At 56.2% G+C, this 25,250-nt stretch carries 22 protein-coding genes and 1 pseudogene; 16 read left to right on the top strand and 7 right to left on the bottom strand.

What is annotated here, in order from left to right:
- The first annotated feature begins 11 nt into the window (after window positions 1–11).
- The 3 genes from DL239_RS16480 (at window position 12) to DL239_RS16470 (ending at window position 3,503) form a co-directional block, all read left to right on the top strand.
- Window positions 12–1,316, top strand: coding sequence for an AAA family ATPase (locus DL239_RS16480; RefSeq protein ID WP_167685198.1), 1,305 nt, complete (start codon window positions 12–14; stop codon window positions 1,314–1,316).
- Window positions 1,313–2,419, top strand: coding sequence for a ParB/RepB/Spo0J family partition protein (locus tag DL239_RS16475; RefSeq protein WP_167685197.1), 1,107 nt, complete (start codon window positions 1,313–1,315; stop codon window positions 2,417–2,419). Before DL239_RS16480 ends, DL239_RS16475 begins: the two co-directional genes overlap by 4 nt.
- A 190-nt stretch (window positions 2,420–2,609) precedes the next feature.
- Window positions 2,610–3,503: a ParB/RepB/Spo0J family partition protein gene (locus DL239_RS16470; protein WP_167685196.1), complete on the top strand. Its 894-nt coding sequence runs from the start codon at window positions 2,610–2,612 to the stop codon at window positions 3,501–3,503.
- Between the two features lie 60 nt (window positions 3,504–3,563).
- Here DL239_RS16470 and DL239_RS16465 read toward each other — a convergent pair whose 3' ends face one another.
- Entirely contained in the window at window positions 3,564–4,601 is a 1,038-nt protein-coding gene (locus DL239_RS16465) for an OmpA family protein (RefSeq protein WP_206188497.1), read from the bottom strand.
- A gap of 182 nt (window positions 4,602–4,783) precedes the next feature.
- Here DL239_RS16465 and DL239_RS16460 point away from each other — a divergent pair, with 182 nt between their 5' ends.
- On the top strand, window positions 4,784–6,268 hold the full coding sequence (locus tag DL239_RS16460) for a caspase family protein (protein ID WP_369410582.1): 1,485 nt from the start codon (window positions 4,784–4,786) through the stop codon (window positions 6,266–6,268).
- Between the two features lie 206 nt (window positions 6,269–6,474).
- On the opposite strand, the gene DL239_RS16455 is transcribed toward DL239_RS16460, so the two are convergent.
- From DL239_RS16455 to DL239_RS16430, 6 genes are read right to left on the bottom strand one after another with little or no spacing between them, the layout of a single operon-like run.
- The gene (locus tag DL239_RS16455; protein WP_167685195.1) at window positions 6,475–8,097 is read right to left on the bottom strand and encodes a DUF4384 domain-containing protein; all 1,623 of its coding nucleotides are present in this window, start codon (window positions 8,095–8,097) and stop codon (window positions 6,475–6,477) included.
- Window positions 8,094–8,501 carry an ExbD/TolR family protein gene (locus DL239_RS16450; RefSeq protein ID WP_167685194.1) on the bottom strand — a complete coding sequence of 136 codons (408 nt, stop codon included), beginning with the start codon at window positions 8,499–8,501 and terminating at the stop codon, window positions 8,094–8,096. Before DL239_RS16450 ends, DL239_RS16455 begins: the two co-directional genes overlap by 4 nt.
- Entirely contained in the window at window positions 8,498–8,911 is a 414-nt protein-coding gene (locus DL239_RS16445; protein ID WP_240931897.1) for an ExbD/TolR family protein, read from the bottom strand. Before DL239_RS16445 ends, DL239_RS16450 begins: the two co-directional genes overlap by 4 nt.
- A gap of 13 nt (window positions 8,912–8,924) precedes the next feature.
- Window positions 8,925–9,542: a MotA/TolQ/ExbB proton channel family protein gene (locus tag DL239_RS16440; protein ID WP_167685193.1), complete on the bottom strand. Its 618-nt coding sequence runs from the start codon at window positions 9,540–9,542 to the stop codon at window positions 8,925–8,927.
- Window positions 9,543–9,544: 2 nt separating this feature from the next.
- Window positions 9,545–9,964 (bottom strand): hypothetical protein, encoded by a 420-nt coding sequence (locus tag DL239_RS16435; RefSeq protein ID WP_167685192.1) that lies wholly within the window; start codon window positions 9,962–9,964, stop codon window positions 9,545–9,547.
- A gap of 20 nt (window positions 9,965–9,984) precedes the next feature.
- On the bottom strand, window positions 9,985–10,830 hold the full coding sequence (locus tag DL239_RS16430) for a hypothetical protein (RefSeq protein WP_167685191.1): 846 nt from the start codon (window positions 10,828–10,830) through the stop codon (window positions 9,985–9,987).
- A gap of 175 nt (window positions 10,831–11,005) precedes the next feature.
- On the opposite strand from DL239_RS16430, the gene tssA reads away from it, so the two are divergent.
- The 12 genes and pseudogenes from tssA to tssB (DL239_RS16370) all read left to right on the top strand — a co-directional run.
- Window positions 11,006–12,058 (top strand): type VI secretion system protein TssA, encoded by a 1,053-nt coding sequence (gene tssA / locus DL239_RS16425; RefSeq protein ID WP_167685190.1) that lies wholly within the window; start codon window positions 11,006–11,008, stop codon window positions 12,056–12,058.
- Window positions 12,059–12,127: 69 nt separating this feature from the next.
- Window positions 12,128–12,643 carry a type VI secretion system contractile sheath small subunit gene (tssB, locus tag DL239_RS16420; protein ID WP_167685189.1) on the top strand — a complete coding sequence of 172 codons (516 nt, stop codon included), beginning with the start codon at window positions 12,128–12,130 and terminating at the stop codon, window positions 12,641–12,643.
- An 11-nt stretch (window positions 12,644–12,654) separates the two neighbouring features.
- Window positions 12,655–14,151 (top strand): type VI secretion system contractile sheath large subunit, encoded by a 1,497-nt coding sequence (gene tssC, locus DL239_RS16415; RefSeq protein WP_167685188.1) that lies wholly within the window; start codon window positions 12,655–12,657, stop codon window positions 14,149–14,151.
- A gap of 66 nt (window positions 14,152–14,217) precedes the next feature.
- A complete protein-coding gene (locus DL239_RS16410; protein ID WP_240931896.1) occupies window positions 14,218–14,718 on the top strand; it encodes an Hcp family type VI secretion system effector in 501 nt (166 codons plus the stop codon).
- Between the two features lie 77 nt (window positions 14,719–14,795).
- Window positions 14,796–15,599, top strand: a complete 804-nt coding sequence (locus DL239_RS16405; RefSeq protein WP_167685187.1) for a type VI secretion system accessory protein TagJ — start codon at window positions 14,796–14,798, stop codon at window positions 15,597–15,599.
- Window positions 15,592–16,089: a type VI secretion system baseplate subunit TssE gene (gene tssE, locus DL239_RS16400; protein ID WP_167685186.1), complete on the top strand. Its 498-nt coding sequence runs from the start codon at window positions 15,592–15,594 to the stop codon at window positions 16,087–16,089. The genes DL239_RS16405 and tssE overlap by 8 nt, the downstream gene beginning before the upstream one ends.
- Before the next feature lies 1 nt (window position 16,090).
- The gene (gene tssF, locus DL239_RS16395; RefSeq protein WP_167685185.1) at window positions 16,091–17,968 is read left to right on the top strand and encodes a type VI secretion system baseplate subunit TssF; all 1,878 of its coding nucleotides are present in this window, start codon (window positions 16,091–16,093) and stop codon (window positions 17,966–17,968) included.
- The gene (gene tssG, locus DL239_RS16390; RefSeq protein WP_167685184.1) at window positions 17,932–18,990 is read left to right on the top strand and encodes a type VI secretion system baseplate subunit TssG; all 1,059 of its coding nucleotides are present in this window, start codon (window positions 17,932–17,934) and stop codon (window positions 18,988–18,990) included. Before tssF ends, tssG begins: the two co-directional genes overlap by 37 nt.
- A gap of 1 nt (window position 18,991) precedes the next feature.
- Window positions 18,992–21,700, top strand: a complete 2,709-nt coding sequence (gene tssH, locus DL239_RS16385; RefSeq protein WP_167685183.1) for a type VI secretion system ATPase TssH — start codon at window positions 18,992–18,994, stop codon at window positions 21,698–21,700.
- Window positions 21,701–21,717: 17 nt separating this feature from the next.
- Window positions 21,718–22,815 (top strand): hypothetical protein, encoded by a 1,098-nt coding sequence (locus tag DL239_RS16380; RefSeq protein ID WP_167685182.1) that lies wholly within the window; start codon window positions 21,718–21,720, stop codon window positions 22,813–22,815.
- A gap of 63 nt (window positions 22,816–22,878) precedes the next feature.
- Window positions 22,879–23,706: an ion transporter gene (locus DL239_RS16375; RefSeq protein WP_240931895.1), complete on the top strand. Its 828-nt coding sequence runs from the start codon at window positions 22,879–22,881 to the stop codon at window positions 23,704–23,706.
- Window positions 23,696–24,172: pseudogene (tssB, locus tag DL239_RS16370) on the top strand (type VI secretion system contractile sheath small subunit); the annotation flags it as partial. The gene DL239_RS16375 and the pseudogene tssB (DL239_RS16370), both read left to right, overlap by 11 nt.
- Window positions 24,173–25,250 lie beyond the last annotated feature (1,078 nt).

The raw sequence follows: 25,250 nt of genomic DNA, 5'->3' as shown, positions 1-25,250 counted from the left end.
GAGGACCGCAAATGTTTACCCATGAAGACCTGTCACAAATGCAGGCGCAATCGCTCAAGATGCAAAGCTGGATCAGGCAGCAGACATTCTCTCCTGAGATGGAGAAAAAGCTACGCCGGTTTTCCAGCTGGGAAGTGGCCGAGCTGATATTCAAGGCCAACCAATCCACCCTGCGCGGACGCCTGGCCGCTGACCCCAGCTTGCCCCAAGGCCAGGTGGAAGCTGACGGTCGCCAGCGTTGGTATTCACTGGAAGAGATCAACGAGCTGCGCCGCCGCATCAAGGTGAACCGCAAGTCGCTGATGCCGGACCGTCCGGCAGGCAAGCGGGCGCTGCGGGTGGCGATCTCTAACTTCAAGGGTGGTGCCGGTAAATCCACCGTGGCGCTGCACTTTGCCCATGCCGCCGCTTTAGATGGCTACCGGGTGCTTTGCGTTGACTTTGACCCGCAGGCGACGTTGTCCCACTCCATGGGGCTGAACGACGTGACCGAGGATTACACTGTCTGGGGCATCATGGCCCGTGATCTGGTGCGTGAGACCGAACGGATGAACGCGACGTCTCAGGGGGCCGAGTCTGGCGCCGCCCTGCCCGACCGTCGCCTGCCCGAGGCAATCACCGACATGGGGTTGCAGGACCTGCGGGTCAGTGACTTTATCAAACCCACCAGCTGGCCCACCATCGACCTGATCCCGAGCTGTGCCAATGCCGCCTTTGTTGAATTTGCCAGCGCCCAGTATCGGCACCTAAACCCCGAGTGGTCTTTCTTTGCCGCGGTGTCGCGGTATCTCGATCAGATCCCGGCTGAAGATTACGACATGATGATCTTCGACTGCCCGCCGGCAATTGGTTACCAATCTATGAACGCGGTGTTTGCCGCCGACATGCTCTACATCCCCTCCGGCCCCGGCTACTGGGAATATGACTCCACCACCTCGTTCATTGGCCAGCTGTCCGAAGCATTAGAGGATTTGTCAGCGTTCAACGGTGTTGTCCCCGCGGGGACAGCTACCCTGCCCAAGGTCTTTCAGGACGTGCGGTTCCTGCTGACACGCTACGAATCCGGCAACGATCTGCACCGCGCTATGCGTGATGCCTTTGGCAAGGTGTTCGGCGAACGGCTAGCAGATCACCCGATCGAAATGACCCGCGCGGTGGAACAGTCCGGCCGCTTCCTTAGTTCGATCTATGAAATTGATTATCGCGATATGACCCGCGAAACTTGGCGCCGGGCACGGGCGTCATTTGATCAGGCCTATGCTGAATTCAAAACCAATGCCCTGTTGGCCTGGGATGGTCTGGAGGATGAGGCATGAGCAAGCGACGCGTCTTTGACATCAACTTTTCACCGGACCCGGTCGAGGCCCCTGCCCCAACTGTCCCCGCGGGGACAGAGATGCCAGAACCCGCCGAGACCCGCCGCGGCCCAATGGCCAAGGCCATTTCTGAAAACGCCGATGCGCTGCGTGTGCGCGCAGATGCGGAACGGAAAATCCGCGCTGAAAACGACCGGCTGGCACATGAGTTTGTGCGGCTCAAAAAGCTGGGTCTGGTGGTCGACCGTATCCCGCTGGATCAAATCAAAACAACTAAGCTGACGCGTGACCGCAGCCAGACCCGCGATCCGGATCTGGCCGAGCTGATTGAATCGATCCGCACCCTTGGTCTATCGAACCCTATTCGCGTGGAACAGGACGGTGACGGCTATCAACTGGTTCAGGGCTTTCGCCGCCTGTCCGCCTATCGCGCGCTGCACGACGAAACCGGCGACGAGATGTACGCCGCCATCCCTGCCGGCCTGGTCGCCCAGGGTGAAACGCTGCAAGGTCTGTACCGGCGCATGGTCGACGAAAACCTGGTGCGCCGCGATATCTCTTTTGCCGAAATGGCCCAACTCGCGCTCTCCTATGTGCAGGACAACGCGACCGAGGCCACGACATTGGATCAGGCCATCAGCATTCTCTACGCTTCCACCGGCCGACAGAAACGCAGCTACGTGCGTCACTTCGCTGAGTTGCTGGAATGGATCGGAGCTGACCTGAAATTCCCCGAGGCGATCCCGCGCGCGCTGGGGCTTGATCTAAAAAAGCGACTTTCCGAGGCCCCTGCCCATCAGGTGGCATTACGCGAAAACTTGCAGATCGCCCTGCCCCAAACGGCCGAGGATGAACTGGCCATTCTGCGCGCGGCGCTGGACAAACCCAGCAGCCGTTCGACCAAACCGGCCCCGCGTGTGGACAGTGCCAAGACTACCCTGCGCTGTACTGTCCCCGCGGGGACAGTACGCTGTTTGGCACGTAATGGACGTATCGAAATGGCCATGGCCAAGGACTTTTCGACCATTGATCAACGCCGCCTCGAAGGCGCAATCGCAGCCTTTTTTGAAGCGTTGGACAGTCAGGCCGAAGACGACAGCTAGGTTCATCATCTGGCAAATTTCAGGCTCTAACCCCCCGGTTAGAGCCTGACCGGCGTCCTACCAGTGACCATCGTCTTGCGAAACTGCGGGGGGTGTTGCATTTGGATACCATCTGCGTTCGCCGTTGTCACCCCACCGAAATACCTTGTCGCTACCTTACTTGGACTCTCAGCTGCCAAGGTCCAGATAGATGCGCACCCAAACCCAGACCACGGATAAGACCCCAGACAAACCAGCTTACCGCATTCTGCGTCCGCGTGAGCTGCCGCTGGATCAGATCCACAGCAGTGACCTGCCGCGTGACCGGCTGAATTTGAAAGGGCAGGAGGGGTCAGAGGAGATGGAGGAGCTCAAGGCCTCACTGCGGCTACGTGGTCAACGCACGCCTGTGACAGTCTGTCGGGATGCGCAGGATTGCTATCAACTGGTTTCAGGATGGCGCCGCTTGACGGCGCTCCAGCAATTGGCCCAAGAGCAGGGGGAGGCCGCTCCGATGATCACTGCGCGCCTGACCGGGCTCAAGGAGGCACGGATAGAGCTGTACATCGACATGGTCGAAAGCAACTTACTGCATAAGGCTCTCAGCTTTGGCGAGATGGCTCAACTGGCGCTGACCGCCGCGGCTGACCCGGAATTGCAAGAACTGGGGGTAGAGGAGGTGGTGTCCCGGCTATACGGTTCGCTGCACAAGATGAAGCGGTCCTACATTCGTAGTTTTATCCACCTGTTGCAGGTCTTGGGTGATACTGTGCAATACCCCGAGAGAATCTCACGAAATCAGGGTGTTGCGGTATCAAGGAGGCTGAAAAATGCACCCGAAACCGCCGAAGATTTGCGTGATAACCTGCGGGTCTGTGACAGCGGCAGCATGCAAGGTGCTGTTTTTGCTCAGTATTTGCTGTCCTTTCGCGAAGCGTCCGCCAAAAGCACAGCCAAAGAACGGCAGTTCAAAGTGGGCAATACCCACATAACCGGTAGGGTAGGGGAGTGTGTGATCCGCGCAGATGTCGACTTTTCTAGCCTCAGAACCGAGGTTCTGTCGCGTGCACTGCGGGCATTTGAGCGGATCGTGCAAGCCGGGTAACCCGTGGGTTACCCGATGATTTATACCAGCAAAAGCGGGGCAGGGGAGGGCAGGGGGCCCTTAGTTTACTACAGAAAACTCGATCCGGCGGTTCTTGGCCCGGTTCTGCGCGGTGTTGTTGGGCACCAGTGGTTTTGTCTCGCCATACCCGGCCACATTCATGCGCTCGGCAGGAATCCCTTTGCCTTGCAGGTATTCCGAAACTGCGTTGGCACGGCGTTCACTCAGTCGCAGGTTTGGCCCGGCCTTGCCGAAACTATCGGTATGGCCGCCGATCTCGATGACCAGATCCGGACAACGGCTTACGACGTCATACAGCGTGTCCAGCATCGCGGTCGAGCTTGCCTCTAGTTTAGCCGCAGCAGGCGCAAAATTGATGCTGCCGGTGCGTGACAGGATCTCAAATCGACCCACACAGGCGGTGCGGTCGAAATTGCCTTCGGTCTCCATCGCGGTAGAGGCGGTGACAACCGGATCAGCCAGGGCCGGCGCAGAGCCGGGTGTAGTGCGGTCAAACGTCAGGTTCAGGCTCACGATGGCAAGCGGAGTAATCGTAACACCAGCTGCTTCTTCCAGCTTCACACGGCCGGGCTCAAATCCGAAGTCCTTCATCAGAATAGGAATTGGTTTGACGGTGGCAACGTTGATCCGGTCATTGGACAGCAAAGACACGATAACAGGCGCGCTCAGCTCGGCCTTAACTCCATGTAAAGACAGACTAAAAGGCAGCGTAATTTCTTTTCTGCGCAGGCTTGCCAGATCGCTCAGGACTTCTGCGTCCAGATGCGTGGTGACAATGGCCTGAGGGTGCAAGAAGGTTTCAAAAAACAAGAAACGCATCCGCACATTGCGCAAATCTACTTTGGTGTCCACCGAATCCAGCGCGATGGTCAGAACTGCCGTGCCGTCTTCGCTAATCTGCCCGTTCACTGTGGCAAAGCTGTTGGTCTCGGCGACGTGACCTTTCTTGATCGACATATAGGTGATGTTCGATGCCGTCTGATCTAGTTGCCAGCCATTTTCAAAAGGGCTTTGCGCCAACAGAAAACCTGGCCAAAACATCAGCAACAACGCAGAGAGAGATGGAAATAGCCGCATGATGGGACCCCTTTTATTAAATCAAAAATTCTACTCTGACGAAAAAGTCAGAGCACAAACTTAACCTGATTAGTCTATACTAACAGGAAACTTGCGCCCGAAGGCAAGGAGCGCAATACTTTACCAAATGATTTCCGGCAACTTTGCGTGTCGCAATCATCAATTTGCTTGGAGTTTTAAGTGTGAAACAATTCTGGTGGATCCTTCGATTGCTGATCCTATGTGGCGCAATGCCATTGGCATGGGGCGATCGTGCCAATGCCGAGGAACGGCTGGCGTTGATCTTTGGCAATTCGTCATATGGTTCGGTGGCGCCGCTGGACAACCCAATTCACGATGCTGAATTGATGAGCCAGTCATTAGAGCGGGTCGGGTTTAAGGTCACTTTTCTAAGTGATGCCAGCCAGATTGAAATGAAACGCGCCATTGCCCAGTTTGGCCGCGACCTGCGCAATGCTGGAACTGATGCTACCGGACTGTTCTATTACGCGGGCCACGGTGTCCAAAGCTTTGGCAACAACTATTTGCTGCCGGTAGATGTGTCGCTGTCTGACGCCGCTGATCTGGATCTGGTCGCGGTCGAGGCACAATCAGTGCTGCGTCAGATGGCCTCGGCGCGCAACCGCACCAATATCGTAATCCTTGATGCCTGTCGTAATAACCCGTTCAGCGATATCACCGAACTGAACGACAACGGTTTGGCCGAAATGAAGGCCCCCACCGGTACATTCCTTGCCTATGCTACTGCACCAGGCGGCGTGGCGCTGGATGGGGTCGGCAAGAACAGTCCTTTCACCAAAGCGCTGGTTGATCATATCCCCGTTCCAGGACAGCCCATCGAACAGCTGTTCAAACAGGTGCGCCGGTCCGTTTTGACACAAAGCAACGGATTGCAAACACCTTGGGATGCATCGTCCTTGGTCAGCGACTTTCGGTTTGTTGCCAAGCCCGAAGAACCCACCCCTGTTCAGGCCGGTGAACTACAGGTCTGGCAGTCGGTTCAGGCAACACGTGATCCTGTGCAACTGACCCTGTTCCTGCGTGGATATCCCAACGGTGAATATGCCGATGAGGCGCGTCAGTTGCTATCCGAGGTGATCGCCGCAGAGCTGGCCCCACCGTCCAACGATGCAGTAGCCCCTCCAACTGATGCGGAAAACCAGCTTTTCCAGGCCGCTCAGGCCGATGGCAGCCTCGCAGCCTATGAGGCTTACCTGCAATCCTACCCCAGTGGCACTTACTCAGAAATGGCCCGATCCGAAGTCGCCGCGTTGAGCAAGGGCACAGGCGAGGATCCACTGGCTGGACAAGATGAAGAAACCGTCGCTGTGGCAGAACCCCAAGCTGACGAAGCCCCAGCCCAGCCCGAGGCCGGGCCAATAACATTTGCCAGCCCGCTGACGTCAGAGTTGACGGCTGTGTCTGGCCTTTCACTGGCTGAATTGATTACCGGTTCACCTGAGTTCCCACCTGTCGAGGGCCTGCCCGAGGCTTACTGGAAAGATCAAACCTGTGCGAACTGCCACCAATGGAACCGAGAGCGGCTGTGTACCCAAGCCAATGCCTATCTAAGCCTGACCATGCAGCGGTCATTGACCAAACAACACCCCTTTGGCGGTGTCATGAAACGCGCCTTGAAAAGCTGGGCAACAGGTGGATGCCAATAAGGCACCTTTGACCCAGCAACTCCCGCCCGTCGTTTGCTTTCTGGCGAAAGCGCCTCCCGTTGGGCGTGGCACCGCGCATGCGCGGTGCCACGCCCAAGGCCGCCAAGGTGGATCAGCGCAGCTAGTGCTCCTGCGGGCGCGGGAGCGTTTGGGTGTTTTTGGTCAGGTGATAGGGTTTGAGAGAGTGTCGCAGGCGCGATTGGTGCTTACTGCGCTGCGGTTGACACAAAGAAATATACCCATTCCCCTTTGAAATCTGGATACGTGGCGCGGGCCTCGGTCACCCGGTCCGATAGCCAGCTTAGATATCCACTGGCCTCTTCGCTGAGTGGGCGTGGACCTTGGTACAGCGGATGTGATGCGGCAAAGGCCACTGCAATTTCTTGTCCGTAGGGGGGACCAACCGTGATTTGTAGGCCAATGTCGCCAGCGGTCTTGGCGCCAACGCGCAGACGGGATTGGGCTGGGGTCAAGGTTAGTGGCACCACCTCGTTTGGTGACAGGTGCAATACGGAACCGCCGGCGTCAAAGTAGTCGACATAGACATAGGCGTCGTAGTCCGGAGCGGTAAGGTCAAAGAACATCCGGTCGCCGTCAGCATAGTCTAAAACCCGCGCATGGGTGTCCGCGCCAATCAGCAGTGGATTGGTGATCTGGTCGGTGCTTTGCGGCAGTCCGACATTCGAAATCCCCGCTAGTGCACCACATTGGGGCCGAGGCAGCAGCTTCATCTGGTCCGAGACCTGAATATCGGTGCCCATTTGCGCCTGCAGGGCTGCCAGAACCGGGGCTCGCAACCCGGCCTCTGGCAAGTGACCGCGCAGGTTCAATGTTGCGGTTTCCGGGTCAAACAAGACCTGCAACCGCGAACACGGCACAGCGGCCAGAATCCCTGCAACGCCGTCGCGCAGTGTGTCACCAGTGGTGGCGATATCGCCGGGTCTCATGAAGCTTTGAAAGGCCGCAACAGAAACCGGGTCAGCTTGGCCCGAGCCTTCGCCGGAGAAGGCCAGTGTTGCCTTGATGTGCGGTGCGTCGGGAACAGATAGGGAGGTTTTGACCGGGGCAGGGGGCTGTTCTTGTACCGCTGTTGAGTTGGGCTGCTGCGCAGGGCTGGGTGTGCTGTCTGGCTGAGCCACGGCCAGTGGACGGGCATCTGCGGTCAGCGGTGGCGCAATGCTGGGCGTTGCTGGGGCCGCTGCCAACTCAGATGGTTCAGGGGCCTGCGATCGAGTTGGGGTGCTGACAGGAACGGATGTCGCAACAGGGCGGGCATCAGCGAGCAAAACCGGTGCGGCGCTAGCTTGCATGGGTGCAGCGGCGAGCGGTGTCGGAGAGGTGGCGCTTGCCTTGGCGGCCTCTAAAACTGCTGGTTCAGCTGGCTTGGCCGCAACAGCCTCTGGCGCAACTGCTGCGGTTAGTTTGGACGATGGAACCGAGCTGGCCTGCATCGTATTTGCCGGGGGCTCCAATGGCTTGGCAGGTTGAGTTCGCGGGACATTCGCCGACAGCGCAGTACTGTCCGGTTGGGCCTGTGCAAGCTGATCCGCATCTGGTGTGAGGCTCTGGGCAGTGGATTGCGGAACCGCCCCGGCTGCAACACCTTCGCCACGTGTCTCGCTTTGCGATGCGGGGTCAGATTTGGGGGCCTGCGGAATGGCTTCGGTACGGGGGACGCGGTAGGCCTGCAATTGTAGTTCACTTTGGGGGCTGGGTTGCTGGTCAACGGGATCCGGACGCATTGACCACATCAACACAGCCGCAAAGCCCAGATGCGCCAGCGCTGACCCGGACAGGCCGCCAAGCCATATTGCGGGGCTGCGTGTCATTCGTCACGCTCGGGAGTGACCACCAGAACCACATCACGCAGGCCCAAGGCCTCGGCGCGGGTGACATAAGGCAGAACGTGGCGCAGCTCGGCGGCGCGATGGGCGTTGATACGCAGGCGCAGATCGGGTTGCTGTTTCAGTTGAGCCGTCAGCTCTGCGTCCAGATCTTCTGTGCTGATCTCGTCGCCATCTAGTGCCAAAGCCCCATCAGCGGCAATCGCCAGAGTGATGCCGCCGGCTGGCATATCCCGCCCGGTTTGGGCTGTCGAAGGGCGCACCTCGAACGGTGCGGTGGCATCCATGCGGCCGATCAGCATAAAGAACACCAGCAAGAAAAACACCACGTCGATCAACGCGATGATGGTTTCCGATTGCATCGGGCGTTTGGGGCGGTTCAGCTTCATGGTTGGGCCTCTAAACGCAGAACCCGCAGGCGCTGAACACCAGCGGTTGCGGCGGCGTCCATTACCGAAATCAAGGCCTGAGTTGGGGCGGCACCCGAAGGCAGGATCAACACCTGCATCAGCGGTTCCTTGGCCAAGTCCTGAGATAGCCGTTGACCCAAGGCAACGGGGTCAAGTGCGGTGCCTTGCACCACTGTCGCTCCGTCTGCGCCAAGGCGGACCATGATCGTGCCTTCGGGCGCAGCCGAGGCCTGCGATGTGCCTTCATTTGAAGGACGCACAGCCGGGATCATGTCGAGGTTCAGATAGGTCGACGTGACCATAAAGAACACCAACAGGATCAACATCACGTCGATCATCGGCACCAGCGAGATCAGGGCACCTTGGGGTGGCGGCCGCCTGAGGTTCATGGGCTAACCTCCGCTAACGGCTTTCATTTGCCAGTAACAAACGCCCCACGGCGTTTTCGATCAGCTGCGCAGCCCCATCAATTCGCGCGGAAAACAGACCGGCAGCTATAGCCGCAGGTATGGCCACCAATAACCCAGCAGCGGTGGTCAGCAGCGCCTGCCAGATCCCGCCGGCCAGCACCGACGCATTGGCTGCACCCTGCGCCAGTTCCAGCTCTTGAAATGACTGGATCATCCCCAAAACCGTGCCCAACAACCCCAGCAGAGGCGACACCATGGCGATCAGCTCTAGCAGCCGGATCAGGCTATTCATTTGCGTCACTTCTTCGTTGCCACGGCGCATCAGCTCACCCTCAAGACGGGGGCCGTTCAAACCTTTGCTTAAGGCCTGCATGGCGTAGGTCATCACCCGATCGGCAGGGGCATAACCATCTGCCATAGCTGCCATGGCTTTATCCGATTTGCCTTCCTTCCAGAGGTTCAAGGCTCGTTTGCGATTGTCCTCGCCCGATCGTACTGGCCACAATTGTACCAGTTTGACGCCGATCAGAGACAGCGAGAAGACGGACATTACCGCCAGCAGCATGATCACCGGGCCGCCGGTGATCAGCATTTCCAAAAGGCCACCCATCGTTATTTCACCAGCTGAGCAGAGGTTTTGGAACCCAGATCAAGAATAGGGAAACAGTCCATCTGATCTTCGTTCTGCGGCTGGCACGAGGTTACATCATGCAGCAGAATTTCCGAGATGTTGGTGCATGAAATTTCAGGGATCTCGAATAATTTCAAAGTTGTACGTTGCACCGGCAGGGGTGAAGCATCAATCGACAGCAACCGGTCAATCACGCCTTGTCCATCCAGAATGGCCAGTGACATTTCAAAGCCGGCAAAGCTCTTCTCAGTTTGGTTCCGAAACAGAAAGAACGCCCGGCATCCGCCGCCGTCGATCTCTTCTACTTTGTTCAATTCGACCATTAACTGGCCTGTTTCGGCCTGTCCGATCATCGGCTGAACTGCCAGCAATAATGCAGCACCTAAGGATCTAAATTTCATCTGCGTCTCCGTTGTTTTGGTCAACTGATCGTCGCCAATGCTTTTTCAATCTTGTCCATCATCTTGTTGGCCCCCTGCAAATCACGGGACTTTAGCAACCGTGCGGCCTGATGGATTGCACGGTCCAGTTTGCCGCGTGCCTGGCCGGGGCTTCGGGCAACATTGGCCCGCAAGGCCTGCGCACGCTTAACACCGGCGCCCAGCGACATTTTATCCCGGTTTAACTGCGCCTTGGACTGAGTGAGCTCATCGCTTTCAGCAGTTTTACCGATCTTGGCCAACGCCATTTCGATCATCGAGGTGAGCGTTTCAGCCTCTTGCAGTTTGCCACCGTTGATTTGCCCTACAGCCTTGGCCAGCGCGCGGTTCAATTTCGTTTCCAAAGGTCCCGGCGCCAATGCAATGCGGGGGCGAATTTTCTTTAGTCGTTTTATCAGATCCTGAGCGCCGTCCTCGCTACCTGTGGGAGGGGCTAAATCCGAGACCTTATCGTCGGTTACAACGGAGTTGGACTTCTCTGGTTTCAGGCTGTCCAGCAGGTTGCGGCCTTTATCGTAGAACAGCACATTTACCTTGGGCTGATTCTTTTTCAGGAACTGTTTCAGCTGTTTGATGACTTTTGCGGACACTTTTTCGCAAACCATCTCCATTTCATCTGACTGCACAAAAAAAGTGCCCCAGATCATTGGAGGCTCGCCACCGACTTTTTTCATTTGCGCACTAAGGGCTTCGGCCTTGTTGCCAGGTTCGGTCATCAGCACGGGGTCGTTATTTTTATCGAGACAAAAGCCAAAACACAGGCGTTTCCGGGCGCCTTGGCGCACCATCGATTTTACTTCGTTCCCAGCAACGCGGGTTGCGACCATGTCTTAAGTACCTACAAAAACGGTGAAACCAATTGACTTTAAGAAAACGATAAGGCTCTCTTGGGGTCAAGTTATTGTTTATTGTTTCTCATTTCTGACTCCCCGACGGCGCCGTTACACAGCTCTGATAAGAGGGGGTATGGGATGGTAGGACAAATTTGGGGAGGCTGCCGATATGGATCCGACTGTTTTATTGCAGTCAAAAGGGGACGACGCCCCTAGTGGTGACGATCTTGAATATGATCCGGTCTTCACGGAAATGGAGCTGGCTGCCCAATACGGTGAAGAAATAAAAGAGGGTGACCGCGAGCCCACTATTATTGATCCCGACTTTCGGACCGTTCAGAAAACTGCCCTGGATGTACTAGAGCGTAGTCACGATTTGCGTGCTGCTGTGTTCTTGGGTGACGCTATCTTGCGCACTGATGCTGGCCTATCTGGCTTTGCGGATGTCACGACTTTTTTGCGTGGCTGCATGGAGCAGTTCTGGGACAGTTGTCATCCTCAGCTCGACGAAGACGATGGCGACCCGACAATGCGGATCAATGCGATTCAGGATTTATGTGGTCAGCCAGATGATATGGCAGGCCCGTCGCCTTTGTATCGGTCCTTGCGGCGTGCACCCCTAAGCAACAGTCGCGGGTTCGGAAAGTTTTCACTTCGCGAGATCGAGGCTGCAGAGGGTATTATCCTGGCGCCGAGTGATATGGAGACTGTGCCAGACACCGCCACTGTCAGTGCGTCGTTTCAGGATAGTGACCAAGAGGAACTGGAAGCGCGTGTCGCGGCCATTGAAACCTCGGCCGAGAATGTAGCCGCTATCTCGGCGGCATTTGATGAGCATACGCCAGGGCAGGGGCCTGCCTTGCAGCCCTTGGTCAAATTGCTTCGGCAGATGGCTAAACGTATTCGCGACTATGCCAGCATGACACCTACGGAGACCGAGGAAGAGACACCCGGTGAAGAAGCCGGCAGTGTGGCACCAGTTATGGTCGCGGCTGCTGCTGGTGGACCGGTCGGCGGCATTAATTCTCTTGCGGATGTGACCAACACACTGGATCGGATCATCGGCTATTACGAACGGGCCGAACCATCTAGTCCGCTGCCGATCCTGCTGGAACGTGCGAAACGATTGGTCGGGGCAGACTTCCTGACCATCATGAATGACATGGCACCGCGCGGCATTGAAAATGTCAACTTGATCGGCGGCATTGACGACGACGACTGAATACAGCCTCCCGCGTTCCCATAATTCCTTGGGCCGGTGGCACAATACTTGATGAGTAAGGAGTAACAGATGGCTGGCAGTTCACAGAAATTCATAGCGCGAAATCGGGCGCCAAGAGTTCAGATTGAATATGATGTCGAACTTTATGGTGCAGAGAAGAAGGTCCAGCTTCCCTTTGTGATGGGGGTGATGAGCGACCTTGTTGGTAAGTCTGAGGTTGAACAGCCCAGCATTGCCGATCGCAAGTTCCTGGAAATCGACGTCGACAACTTTGACGACCGGATGAAATCGATGGCGCCGCGTGCTGCGTTCACGGTTCCCAACACTCTGACGGGTGAAGGCAATCTGGCGGTGGATATTACGTTTGAAAGCATGGATGATTTCAAACCGGCTGCAATCGCAGAAAAGGTCGCCCCACTGCGCGAGCTACTGGAGGCTCGTACTCAGCTGTCCAACCTGATGACATATATGGATGGTAAAACCGGCGCCGAGGATCTGATCTCGAAAATCATCCAGGATCCAAGCCTGTTGAAAACCCTCGCGGCGCAGGCTGCGCCCGGTGGCAGCAGCGACGCTGAAGAATAAGGAGGGTAGACATGGCTGAAGAACAACTCGAAGCAGAAGCCGCTGGTGCTGAAGAAGCATTTGGCTCTAGTGAATTTGCAAACCTGCTGCACAAAGAATTCCGGCCCAAGTCGGACCAAGCAAAGACTGCGGTTGAATCTGCTGTCAAAACGCTGGCCGAACAGGCGCTGGCTAATACCGCATTGGTTAGCGACGACGCGCTGCGTTCGATCCAAAGCATCGTTGCCGAGATCGACAAGAAGCTGTCCGAACAAGTCAACCTGGTGCTGCACAACGAAGAGTTTCAGCAGTTGGAAAGCGCTTGGCGCGGTCTGCATTATCTGGTCAACAACACCGAGACCGATGAGCAGCTGAAAATCCGGGTGATGCCGATCTCGAAGAAAGAGATCCACAAGAACTTGAAAAAGTTCAAAGGCACAGCTTGGGATCAGTCGCCGATCTTCAAGAAAATCTACACCGAAGAATTCAGCCAATTGGGTGGTGAACCCTATGGTTCATTGGTTGCGGATTATCACTTTGACCAGTCACCTCCGGATATCGAACTGCTGGGTGAAATGTCCAAGATCGCGGCCGCAGCACATGCGCCATTGATCACCGGCGCAAAGCCTTCTCTGTTCCAGATGGACAGCTGGTCGGAATTGTCTAACCCGCGTGACCTGACAAAGATCTTCCAGACACCAGAATATGCCGCATGGCGTTCCCTGCGTGAAAGCGAAGATTCCAAATACGTTGGTCTGGCGATGCCTCGGTTCCTGGGTCGTTTGCCTTATGGCTCCAAAACCGATCCCATCGAAGAATTCGCTTTTGAAGAAGATACAGACAGCCCGGATGCAGGTGATTACTCCTGGGTCAACGCGGCCTACGGCATGGCGGTGAATATCACTCGTTCGTTCAAGTCCTACGGCTGGTGTTCGCGTATTCGCGGTGTTGAAAGTGGTGGCACGCTGGAAAACCTGCCGTCGCATACTTTCCCGACTACGGATGGTGGCGTCGATCAGAAGTGTCCGACTGAAATTGCGATCGACGACCGACGCGAGGCGGAACTGGCGAAGAACGGTATGATGCCGTTGATTCACCGTAAAAATACTGACGTGGCTACGTTCATGGGCGCTCAGTCGCTTCATAAACCGGCCGAGTATGATGATCCGGATGCGACATCAAACGCCAACCTTGGCGCGCGACTGCCATATCTGTTCGCCACCTGTCGGTTTGCACATTATTTGAAGTGCATGGTGCGCGACAAAGTCGGGTCATTCAAAAGCCGTCAGGGGATGGAAACCTGGCTGCAAGATTGGATCAACAATTACGTTGATTTCAACGCCGAGATTTCCTCGGAAAACGAAAAGGCGCGCAAGCCTCTCGCATCTGCCGAAGTAGTGGTGGAAGAGGTCGAGGGTAACCCGGGCTATTACAGCTCAAAATTCTTCCTGCGCCCGCATTACCAGCTCGAAGGCCTTTCTGTCTCGCTGCGGCTGGTATCCAAACTGCCCTCGGAAAAAGGAGCTTGATGCCCCACTCATCAAGCTAATCACATGATACTCGTAACGAGTCTTTGAATTTGAAAGGAAAAGAAAATGGCTGCTAACATGTTTGTCTTGATTTCGGACATTACAGGTGACGCACTGGAGTCCGGTCATAAAGACTGGATCGTTGTTCAATCTGCCAGCTGGAATGTTGAACGTGCAGTAGAAATGACCGATCTGGGTTCGACCCAGCGGATGCACGCCAACTCGAACTTTGGTAAGGTTGAGCTGACATCGCAAATGGGCAAAGCGTCGAACGACCTGGCCCTGTCGGTAGCAAACGGCACTGTCCGTTCGGAAATCACCATGGAGTGGTGCCGCTCGGGTGACAGCGCATCTGATGGCCTGCTGGTGTATTGCATCTGGAAGCTGAAAGACGTTGTTATCGATAGCTATTCGCTGTCGGCCAGCGAAGACGGTATTCCTGAAGAAACATGGTCCCTGGCCTATGCTTCGATGGAAATCGAGTACAAATCGACCAACCAGAAAACTGGTAAGCTGTCCACCGAAGGTACCTTCAAGTGGAACGTTCAGACTGGCAAAGTCGAGTAATCCAGCTTTACAACTCCGGGCACCTCGGTGCCCGGAGTTTTTTTGTCTTATAGTTTTGACCGACGGAGCAATGTGTGATGACACCTGAAGAGCATCTGAAATCTGGTGATCCCGCAGCTGCGCTAAAGGCACTGCAAGACTTGGTGCGAGCCGATCCGTCGGATTCCAGGCTGCGCATTTTCCTGTTTCAGCTGCTGTGTGTATTGGGCGATTGGAAACGTGCCATTGCACAATTGAAGCTTAGCGCTGAATTGGACGAAGGCGCCACCATGATGGCCAAGGCCTACCGTGAGGCGATTATCTGCGAAGTGTACCGCGAAAAGGTATTTGCAGGGGAAAAAGACCCGATGATCTTTGGCGAGCCTGAGGAATGGCTGGCACTGCTAATCGAGGCACAGAAATTACAGGCACAGGGAAAAGTCGAAGAGGCCGCAGAGCTGCGCGCCCGCGCTTTTGAAGGTGCCCCCGCCAGTACCGGCGAGATCAATGGCGAGCGGTTCGAATGGATCGCAGATGCTGATATGCGTCTGGGACCGGTGCTAGAAGTGATTGTGAACGGACGCTATTTCTGGCTGCCTTTTGCGCAAATCCAAAAGTTGGAAATCGAAGAGCCCTGTGACTTGCGGGACGCTGTTTGGACAGCCGGTACGCTGACCGTGGCCAATGGCGGTGAACTGGCAGCACTGATCCCCACCCGCTACCCCGGATCACCGGCTGAAGATGCTGCACTGATGCTGGCGCGAGCCACCGATTGGCGCGATGTCGGGGCCGATACCTTTGTTGGGCTGGGCCAACGTTTGCTGACCACCGAAAAGGGCGACGTGGCCCTGATGGATCTGCGCAGTTTGGAAATTGACGGCCAAGAGGTCGACAATGGCTGACAAGACTATCGGCGAACGCCTGCAACCTTCATTGCTGGACCGGCTGACAGATCAGGAGCCGGGCAGCCTGAAGGAAACGCGGGAATCCCGAGTCATTGATTTGAACCGCCTTCGTGAGATCATCCAGCGTGATCTGTCCTGGCTGTTGAATACCCACAATGCTGAATCGCATTTTGATGCCGAACAGTTTCCGTCAGTGGCCAGATCAGTGGTTAACTACGGCTTGGGCGAAGTGGCGGGCGAATATTCCACGATGGAAAAATCCGAGGCCATTCGTCGCTCGATAGAGCAGGCGATTTCTAACTTTGAGCCGCGTATCATTGAAGGATCGGTTGATGTTCTGCTGAGCGGTGAAACTGATGACACCAAAATGACCGTTGGTCTGGATATCCGCGCCGACATGTGGGCGCAGCCGATGCCGTTGGAATTATTCCTGCGCAGCAAGGTTGATTTGACCACCGGAGAAGTTGCTGTGGAAAGGGGGCTGTAGCTTGGATACTCGGCTTCTTGAACACTATGAAAACGAACTAAACTATCTGCGCGATATGGGCGGAGAGTTTGCCGCCGCTTATCCAAAAATTGCCTCGCGTCTGGGTATGGAAGGGGTCGAAGTTCTTGACCCCTATGTAGAACGCCTGCTCGAAGGGGTGGCGTTTCTGTCGGCGCGGGTGCAGCTGGAATTACAGCTGCAATATCCAAATTTCACGTCGAACCTGCTGGAAATTATCTACCCCCACTATCTAGCGCCGACACCGTCGATGATGATTGCCGCCTTTAAGCCGGACGTTACCAATTCGGCAGTCAAAAGCGGTTATGTCCTGCCGCGTCATTCTGTTCTGCGCAGCCGCCTGACCGAGGGGGAACAAACCGCCTGCGAATTCCGCACTGCCACTGAAATGACCATGTGGCCGATCGAAATCACCGAGGCCGAGTATATCGATGGACGCGGCGAACTGGTGGCCGCTGGTGTGGCAGGCGGTACAAGTGCCCGTGCTGGTATTCGGATCCGTCTGCGCCGCAGCGATGGCGAGGCGATCTCGGATCTCGCGATGGATAATCTGACGCTGTATCTCAGCAATGAGGCAGGCAATAGCTGGCCGTTGCTGGAACTGCTGTGCACTCAGGTGCAGGGGCTGGTTGCGCGATCCACTGACCGGCGGGCCGACTGGCATTTGCCGTTGCCAGAGGGGCGGATTGTGCAGCGTGGGTTCGAAGCAGACGAGGCGCTGTTGCCAACTCCACGACAGGTGTTTGACGGCTATCGCCTGTTACAAGAATTCTTTGCGATGCCCGAACGGTTCCGCTTTGTTGAACTGCAGGGGCTGCATCAGGCGTTGGAACGGGCCAAAGGGCCTGAAGTGGATATCTACATCCTGCTGCGCGAAGGCATGAGCGAGGTTGCCACGGTTGTATCGCCCGAAGTGTTTACGCTGAATGCCGTTCCTGCGATCAACCTGTTCGAAAAGCGCTGCGACCGGGTGCAGATCGCGCCTCATGACACCGAGCATCATGTTGTTCCTAACCGAACGGCCGGGTTGGATTTTGAAATCTACAGCCTGAAAAACGTCACCGGTATCAGTGGCGAGGGCGAAGATGATGTGATTTTCCGCCCGTTTTATTCGGCCACTGATTTCACCGCATCGGGTGAGACGTTTCCGGCATATTACACCCTAAAGCGGCGGATGCGGCAGCGATCTGAAAAGGAGCGGTTGCGCGGGGTGCGCAGTTCCTACCTTGGGTCCGAGACCTATCTGACATTGGTGGACCGAACACAGGCGCCATACTCGGCTGACCTGGAACAGTTGGCGGTCAGAGCGTTATGTACAAACCGTGATTTGCCGATGCTGCTGGCCACAGGTGATGAAAATGTGTTCCACCTGCCTGAAGGCGGGCCGGTGACATCTATCACTCTGCCAGTCTCTCCGACGCGACCCCGTCCAACGCTGGCGCAGGGAGATACCGCTTGGCGGCTGATCTCACACCTTAGCCTGAACTACGCCTCGATCACCGAAACCGGCAAGGGGCAGTCTGCTGCGGCGCTGCGTGAACTGGTCGGGCTTTATGCGCCATTGGGCAATCGGGTGACCGAAAAGCAGATGGAAGGCATCGTGTCGATTTCTACGCGCCCCATTGTGCGCCGGATGAGCGACGAAGTTCTGTCGACTGCGGTACGGGGGATCGAGGTCACTCTGGGCTTTGACGAAAGCTTCTTCGAGGGCAGCAACATCTATGCGCTTGGTGCCGTTCTGGAACGGTTCTTGCGTCGCTACTCTACCATCAACTCATTTACTGAAACGGTTCTAACAACTGAAAAACGCGGGGAAATTGCCAGATGGCGACCGGAGAAAGGTCTGGGCCGGGTGATCTGAGCCATTTCGACCGACTGGTCGAAAACCCTGGGAAGCATCATATTTTCCAGGCGCTCAGGATCTTGGAAGCCCACTACGCCGATGCACCGCGTCTGGGCGAGAGCCGTCGTCCGCGGCAGGACAAACTGCGTCTTGGTCAAGAGGCCGAACTGGCGTTCCCTCCCAATACAATTGCGAATTTCACCCCACCACAGGGCGACCAGCCCGCGCGGTTGACCAATCGGTTCTTTGGCCTGTTTGGCCCGCAGGGGCCATTGCCGCTGCACCTGACGGAATACGCCCGCGATCGCAAACGTAACCACCGCGACCCGACCATTGTCGGATTTGCCGACATGCTGACCCATCGGATGATGGGGCTGATGTACCGGGCATGGGCGCAGGGTCAGCCGGCCGTCAGTTTCGATCGCGATGAAGACCCGATGGCCCGCAAAGTGGCGTCTCTGTCGGGGTATAACGGTGACAATCTACTGGGCCGTGACGCGATGCCGGACATGTCCAAGATGCATTTTGCCGGACATCTGGGGCAAGAGGTCAAAAACCCCGAAGGTTTGGTGTCTATCCTATCAGCCTTTTTTGACGTGCCAGTGCAGTTGCAGGAATATATTGGCAGCTGGCTGGATCTGGAACCGGATGATCAGTGGCAGTTGGGTATGGCCGGGGGTCTGGGTCAATCCACCAGCATTGGTGAAAAAGTCTGGAGCCGCAGCGCCAAGTTTCGCTTGCGGATCGGCCCGCTAAGTCTGGCCGATTATGAACGATTACTACCCGGCGGTCCGGCCCTAAGCCGGATGCGGGATATTGTACGGTCTTACATTGGCGACGTTCTGGATTGGGACGTCAATCTGGTGTTGGCCGGCGATCAGGTGCCGCGCGCCAGTTTGGGCGGCACCACTCAGTTGGGCCACACGTCTTGGATCGGCAGTCGACCAGATCCCGATGCCGAGCGTCCAGATGTTGATGATTTGTACCTGTATCCAAGCCTTGGGGCTGTGCAGGAAGAAAGTTTAAAGGGAGGTATTTGACATGACCGAGATCAGCCGTGTGTCCTTGTTCGGGAAACTGAATAAACTGGGATATCAAGCCGTCGAAAGTGCAACCGTATTCTGTAAGATGCGGGGCAATCCTTATGTTGAGCTGGTGCACTGGATGCATCAGATCCTTGCGGGTCAAGACAGCGATCTGCACCGGATTATCGACCATTACAATCTGGACCCAGGCAAGATCGCTGCCGAGATGACACGGGCGCTGGATATGCTGCCGCGTGGGGCGTCGACGATTTCGGATCTGTCTGACCACCTGATGGATGCGATGGAACGCGGTTGGGTTTGGGGCTCGTTGCTGTACTCGGCCAACCAGGTGCGCAGTGGTTATCTGCTGCTTGGGATGCTGAAAACACCAGCCCTGCGCAATATCCTGACGTCGATGTCGCCGGAACTGGCCAGCATTGGACCGGATGATCTGGCCGATAATTTCAATTCAATCACAGATGGTTCGCCCGAGGATAGCATGGGCGCGCAGGATGGCTCGACCACGGGTGGTGGGGCTGCACCGGGCGAGGCCTCGGATGCGATGGCGCCGGCTGCCATGGGCAAAGGCGAAGCGTTGGAGCAATATTGCACCGACATGACCGAGCAGGCCCGCAATGGCGAGATTGACCCGATCGTTGGCCGGGATGAAGAGATCCGCCAGATCGTCGATGTGCTGATGCGCCGCCGTCAGAACAACCCAATCCTGACCGGTGAAGCGGGTGTTGGTAAAACAGCCGTGGTCGAAGGTTTTGCGCTGCGGATTGCTCGTGGTGACGTACCGCCAGCGCTGCATGACGTGCGGTTGCTGATGCTGGACGTGGGCCTGTTGCAGGCTGGGGCCAGCATGAAGGGCGAATTTGAAAACCGTCTGCGTCAGGTGATTGACGAGGTGCAGTCCAGCGATACGCCGATTGTGATGTTTGTCGATGAAACCCACACTCTGGTTGGGGCAGGGGGGGCTGCCGGTACTGGCGATGCGGCGAACCTGCTGAAACCAGCGCTAGCGCGCGGAACCCTGCGGACCATCGGTGCGACGACTTGGGCGGAGTATAAGAAATACATCGAAAAAGACCCGGCGCTGACCCGGCGTTTCCAAGTGGTGCAGGTGGATGAGCCGAGTATCCCAAAGGCTACGCTGATGATGCGTGGCATTGCTTCGATGTTGGAAAAACACCACCGGGTGCAGGTGTTGGACGAAGGTATCGAAGCTGCGGTCACCCTGTCGGCGCGGTATATTCCTGCGCGGCAACTGCCGGATAAATCGGTCAGCTTGCTGGATACCGCCTGTGCACGGGTTGCTGTTAGTCAGCACGCTGTTCCTGCCGAGGTTGACGACTGTCAGCGCCGGATTGAGGCTCTGACCACGGAACTGCTTATCATCGGTCGTGATGAAACTGCAGGTTACGAGGTCACTGACCGGCGCGAGGCGGTTGAGACTGCTAAAACAGCCGAGGAAGAACGGCTGGTTGGTCTGACCGAACGTTGGGATGCAGAGAAGGCTGTTGTCGAAGAGATCCTGGATCTGCGCGCCAAACTGCGCGAAGGCGCGGCGCCAGTGGACGCACCCGCCGAAACTGAGGAAGAGGCCGGCGATAGCCCGTTGGACGACGAGGCACGCGCTGATCTGATGCAGCAGCTCAAGGACAAAAACGCCGAGCTGGAAACCCTGCAAGCAGAAAGCCCGCTGATCCTGCCGATTGTAGATCATCAGGCGGTTGCATCGGTGGTTGGTGACTGGACCGGTATTCCGGTGGGTCGCATGGTCAGCGACGAAATCGACACCATTCTGCATCTGGAAGAGCATCTGGCCAAACGGGTGATCGGACAGGATCACGCGATGAAGATGATTGCCAAGCGCATTCAGACTTCGCGTGCAGGGTTGGACAACCCGTCGAAACCAATTGGCGTGTTCATGCTGGCCGGGACCAGTGGTGTCGGTAAAACCGAAACCGCATTGGCGCTGGCCGAGGTGCTGTATGGTGGCGAACAGAACGTCATCACCATCAACATGTCCGAATACCAAGAGGCCCACACTGTCAGCAGCCTGAAAGGTGCGCCTCCGGGTTATGTCGGTTACGGCGAAGGCGGCGTGCTGACTGAGGCCGTTCGGCGTAAGCCATACTCGGTTGTTTTGTTGGACGAAGTTGAAAAAGCCCACCCCGACGTGCACGAGATTTTCTTCCAGGTGTTCGATAAGGGCGTGATGGAGGATGGCGAGGGCCGGGTCATTGATTTCAAGAACACCCTGATCCTGCTGACCTCGAATGCCGGGTCTGATTTGATCATGGATCTGTGTAGTGACCCCGAATTGCTGCCGGAACCCGAAGGCATCGCCAAGGCGCTGCGCGATCCGCTGCTGAAAATCTTCCCAGCGGCGTTGCTCGGGCGTCTGGTTACCATTCCGTATTACCCGCTTAGCCCGGATATGATCGCCAAGATCACTGTGCTGCAGCTGAACCGGATCAAGAAACGGGTGATGGAGTCACACAACGTGCCGTTCGAGTACAGCGATGCAGTGGTCGATAAGATCGTCGAACGTTGCCAAGAGCTTGAGTCCGGCGGCCGCATGATCGACGCGATTGTGACAAACACCATGCTGCCTGACATCTCGGCCGAATTCCTGCGCCGCCTAATGGAGGGCAAAGAGGTCGAGAAGGTGGCGATCGATATAACAGACGGTGAGTTCAGCTATTCATTTGATTGATTTTAAAGGGTTACTCAATGCAGTTTGTTATGGAAGCGAGCGGCTACAAAGTCGTTGAAAAGATGAAGATGACCAGCGCAAAGAAATATGTCGAGCTGAAGGCGGATGCCACCTTCAGCTGGACAAACTCTGGTCTGACAAAAATCAGTGACACGAGCAAAAGTTCATATCTTGTAGTGGTCGGCAAGGCGATTCAGCTCGCCTATAAAAAGGCTATGGCGGGCCTTTTGAAAGCTATTCAAAAGCTTCTGGATGGCATCGAAAAAGAAATGATGTCGATGGAGAAGGCCTTTACCAAGAAATACGCCAAGACCCCGCCGACTGGCAAACAGGTGGAAAAAGCTTCGGACGAGATGAACGCGTTCAAGAAGAATGAACTAGTGAAAATCGCGGCAGAAGCGCAAAAACTGTATCAGGATGCCATTGGTAAGCTGACCAAACCGGCCCACGAGGCGGGCTGCAAAAAAATTCAGGAAGGGTCAAAGCTAAAGAAAGACCATGGCAAACTGATCTGGACTGTCATCAAGTTCGTCGTTGTGGCCACTGCCATTGCATTTGCAGTTGTTGCAACTGTTGCCACCGCCGGTGCTGCGGCACCGTTGTTGGCAGCAACAATTGTTGGCGCAGTGGCGTTATTGACCAAATCGGTGTCGCTGGTGATTTCTACGGCCAAGGATATCGCCGAATATGCCAAACAATATCGGGCAAATGTTGCGATCGCAGCCGATGAGGTTAGCAATGCAGAAAAGGCGATCAACAAGGCGCTGACAGCGATTGAAGCCGCCAACAAAAACCACGAGGCAATGACCCTGAAGGTCGGGCAGATGAAACAGGAATTTTCTACTGCCATAACCAAGCTGGACGGCGACAAAAGTGGAGACAAGAAAATTCAGCAGGCCCGTAAAGATCTGGAAAAAGGCCAATCAGAACTGCTGAAATTCGAAACGCAGTTGGGCGGAAAACCCTCGGATGTGCTGGCGGCGCTGAAAAAGGCCAAGGAAGATCTAATCAAAGCGCAACCCAAGAAGGCACCCTCTCTCGACTCCCCCAACAAGTGGGCTGATTTCTTCAAGAACGCCGCTGATGTGTCATCATCTGCGGTCAAAGCTTTTTAAAGCTGCAACAAAGGGATACCCGGGAGAGTGCAACAGCAAATGGAAGCCAAGCCAGAGTTAGGAATGAGAGATCGCGCGCGGGAATTTGTGGAACGTGCTAGCGTCAGGAATACAATCCTTGGCGTAATCATTTTCAATGCGATCACACTTGGGCTTAGCACGTCGTCTACGGTGACCGACCAGATCGGTGGGTTGCTGTCGGTGATTGACCGCACTGTGTTGGCGATATTTGTTGCCGAGCTGGTGCTAAAGCTGTTCGCCTATGGTTGGCGGTTCTTTGCCTCGGCCTGGAATATCTTTGATTTTATTGTGGTTTCGATTGGCTTTTTGCCCGACACGCGGGGGCTGTCAGCGCTGCGGGGGCTGCGTGTTCTACGCGCCCTACGACTGCTGTCGGTGGTGCCGCAGATGCGGGCGGTGGTGCAGGCATTGTTGGATGCCTTACCCGGTATGGGCGCGGTCATCGTGATGCTGTCGATTGTCTATTACGTCTTTGCGGTGATGGCGACGCTGATGTACGGCGCGACGTTTGACGAATGGTTCGGAACCCTGGGGCGGTCACTGTATTCATTGTTCCAGATCATGACGCTGGAAAGCTGGTCGATGGGGATCGTGCGGCCAGTGATGATCGAATTCCCGATGGCCTGGGTTTTCTTTGTGCCCTTCATTGTGATTACTGCGTTTTCGGTGTTGAATTTGTTCATCGGTTTGCTGGTCAACACCATGCAGACCGCAGTGGAGGATGACGCCGAGGCCGAGTTTGAAAAGCTGCGCGAATTGGTGCGGTCAGAAACGGATATTGTCGACGAGCATGTGACGGAATTGCGTGACGAGATCCGATCTCTACGCGCAGAACTTGCAGCCGCACGAGGAGAGTCGAATGGCGAATAGCTCGCAGAAATTTATTGCTCGCAATCGCGCACCTCGGGTGCAGATCGAATATGACGTTGAATTGTACGGTGCTGAAAAGAAGGTGCAGTTGCCCTTTGTCATGGGCGTGATGAGCGACCTGACGGGTAAATCCAAGGTGGAACAACCGGCCATTGCAGACCGCAAGTTCCTTGAAATCGACGTCGACAATTTTGACGACCGGATGAAAGCTGTTGCCCCACGTGCCGCGTTTACCGTGCCCAATACATTGACCGGCGAGGGCAATCTGGCGGTTGACCTGACATTTGAAAAGATGTCCGATTTTTCCCCCGGTGCAATTGCCGCCAAAGTGGATGCCTTGGCCCCTCTGCTAGAGGCCCGTACTCAGCTGAGCAATCTGATGGCCTATATGGATGGTAAATCCGGAGCCGAGGCGCTGATCGAGAAAATTCTGGGCGATACCAGTTTGTTGTCGGCCTTGTCCGCTGATGGGCCAAACGCTGGGGCAGGGATGGATGCCGCTTTGTCCAGCCTACGTGACGTTGAGCTTCCAGAGGCTGAGGTTGACCAAAGTAGCGATATTCTGGCCAACCTGAGTGCCCGCGCACCAGAGGAAGTTGCAAAGTCGGATGACCTTGGCGCGGCCCTGACCAGCCTTGCGTCGGTAGAGGTCGCCGAGGAACCAAAAGACGACAGCGCCGACGTGTTGAGCGCCTTGGCGGCACAGGACGTCGTTGAAGAGATTGACACCAGTTCTGATGACGCGCTGAGCAGCCTGGCAGCGGTGGAGATTGATGAGACGCCCGAGGATGACAGGTCGGATATTCTGAGTGACCTTGCCGCGATGGAAGTGGCTGAGGAAGAAGACACCAGTTCTGACGATGCACTCAGCAGTTTGGCAGCGGTGGAGATTGAGGAAACGCCCGAAGATGACGGTGCGGATATCCTGAGTGAGCTCGCTGCGACGGAAGTGGTCGAGGAAGAGGATACCAGCTCCGACGATGCGCTGAGCAGTTTGGCAGCGGTTGAGATTGACGAGACGCCCGAAGATGACGGCGCGGATATTCTGAACGACCTTGCTGCGATGGAAGTGGCCGAGGAAGAGGACACCAGTTCCGACGATGCGCTCAGCAGCCTGGCAGCGGTGGAGATCGAAGAGACTCCCGAGGATGACAGTTCGGATATCCTGAGTGACCTTGCCGCGATGGAAGTGGCCGAGGAAGAGGACACCAGTTCTGACGATGCGCTCAGCAGTTTGGCAGAGGTGGAGATTGACGAGACGCCCGAGGATGACGGCGCGGATATCCTGAGTGAGCTCGCTGCGGTGGAAGTGGTCGAGGAAGTTGATACCAGCTCCGACGATGCGCTGAGCAGTTTGGCCGCGGTGGAGATTGACGAGACGTCCGAGGATGACGGGTCGGACATTCTGAGCGACCTCGCTGCGGTGGAAGTGGCCGAGGAAGAAGACACCAGCTCCGACGATGCGCTGAGCAGTTTGGCCGCGGTGGAGATTGACGAGACGTCCGAGGATGACGGGTCGGACATTCTGAGCGACCTCGCTGCGG

The organism is Parasedimentitalea denitrificans, assembly GCF_011813015.1.
Classification (GTDB): domain Bacteria; phylum Pseudomonadota; class Alphaproteobacteria; order Rhodobacterales; family Rhodobacteraceae; genus Parasedimentitalea; species Parasedimentitalea denitrificans.
The sequence above is the reverse complement of the archived record's forward strand: the minus strand, read 5'-3'. Positions and strand labels throughout refer to the sequence as shown.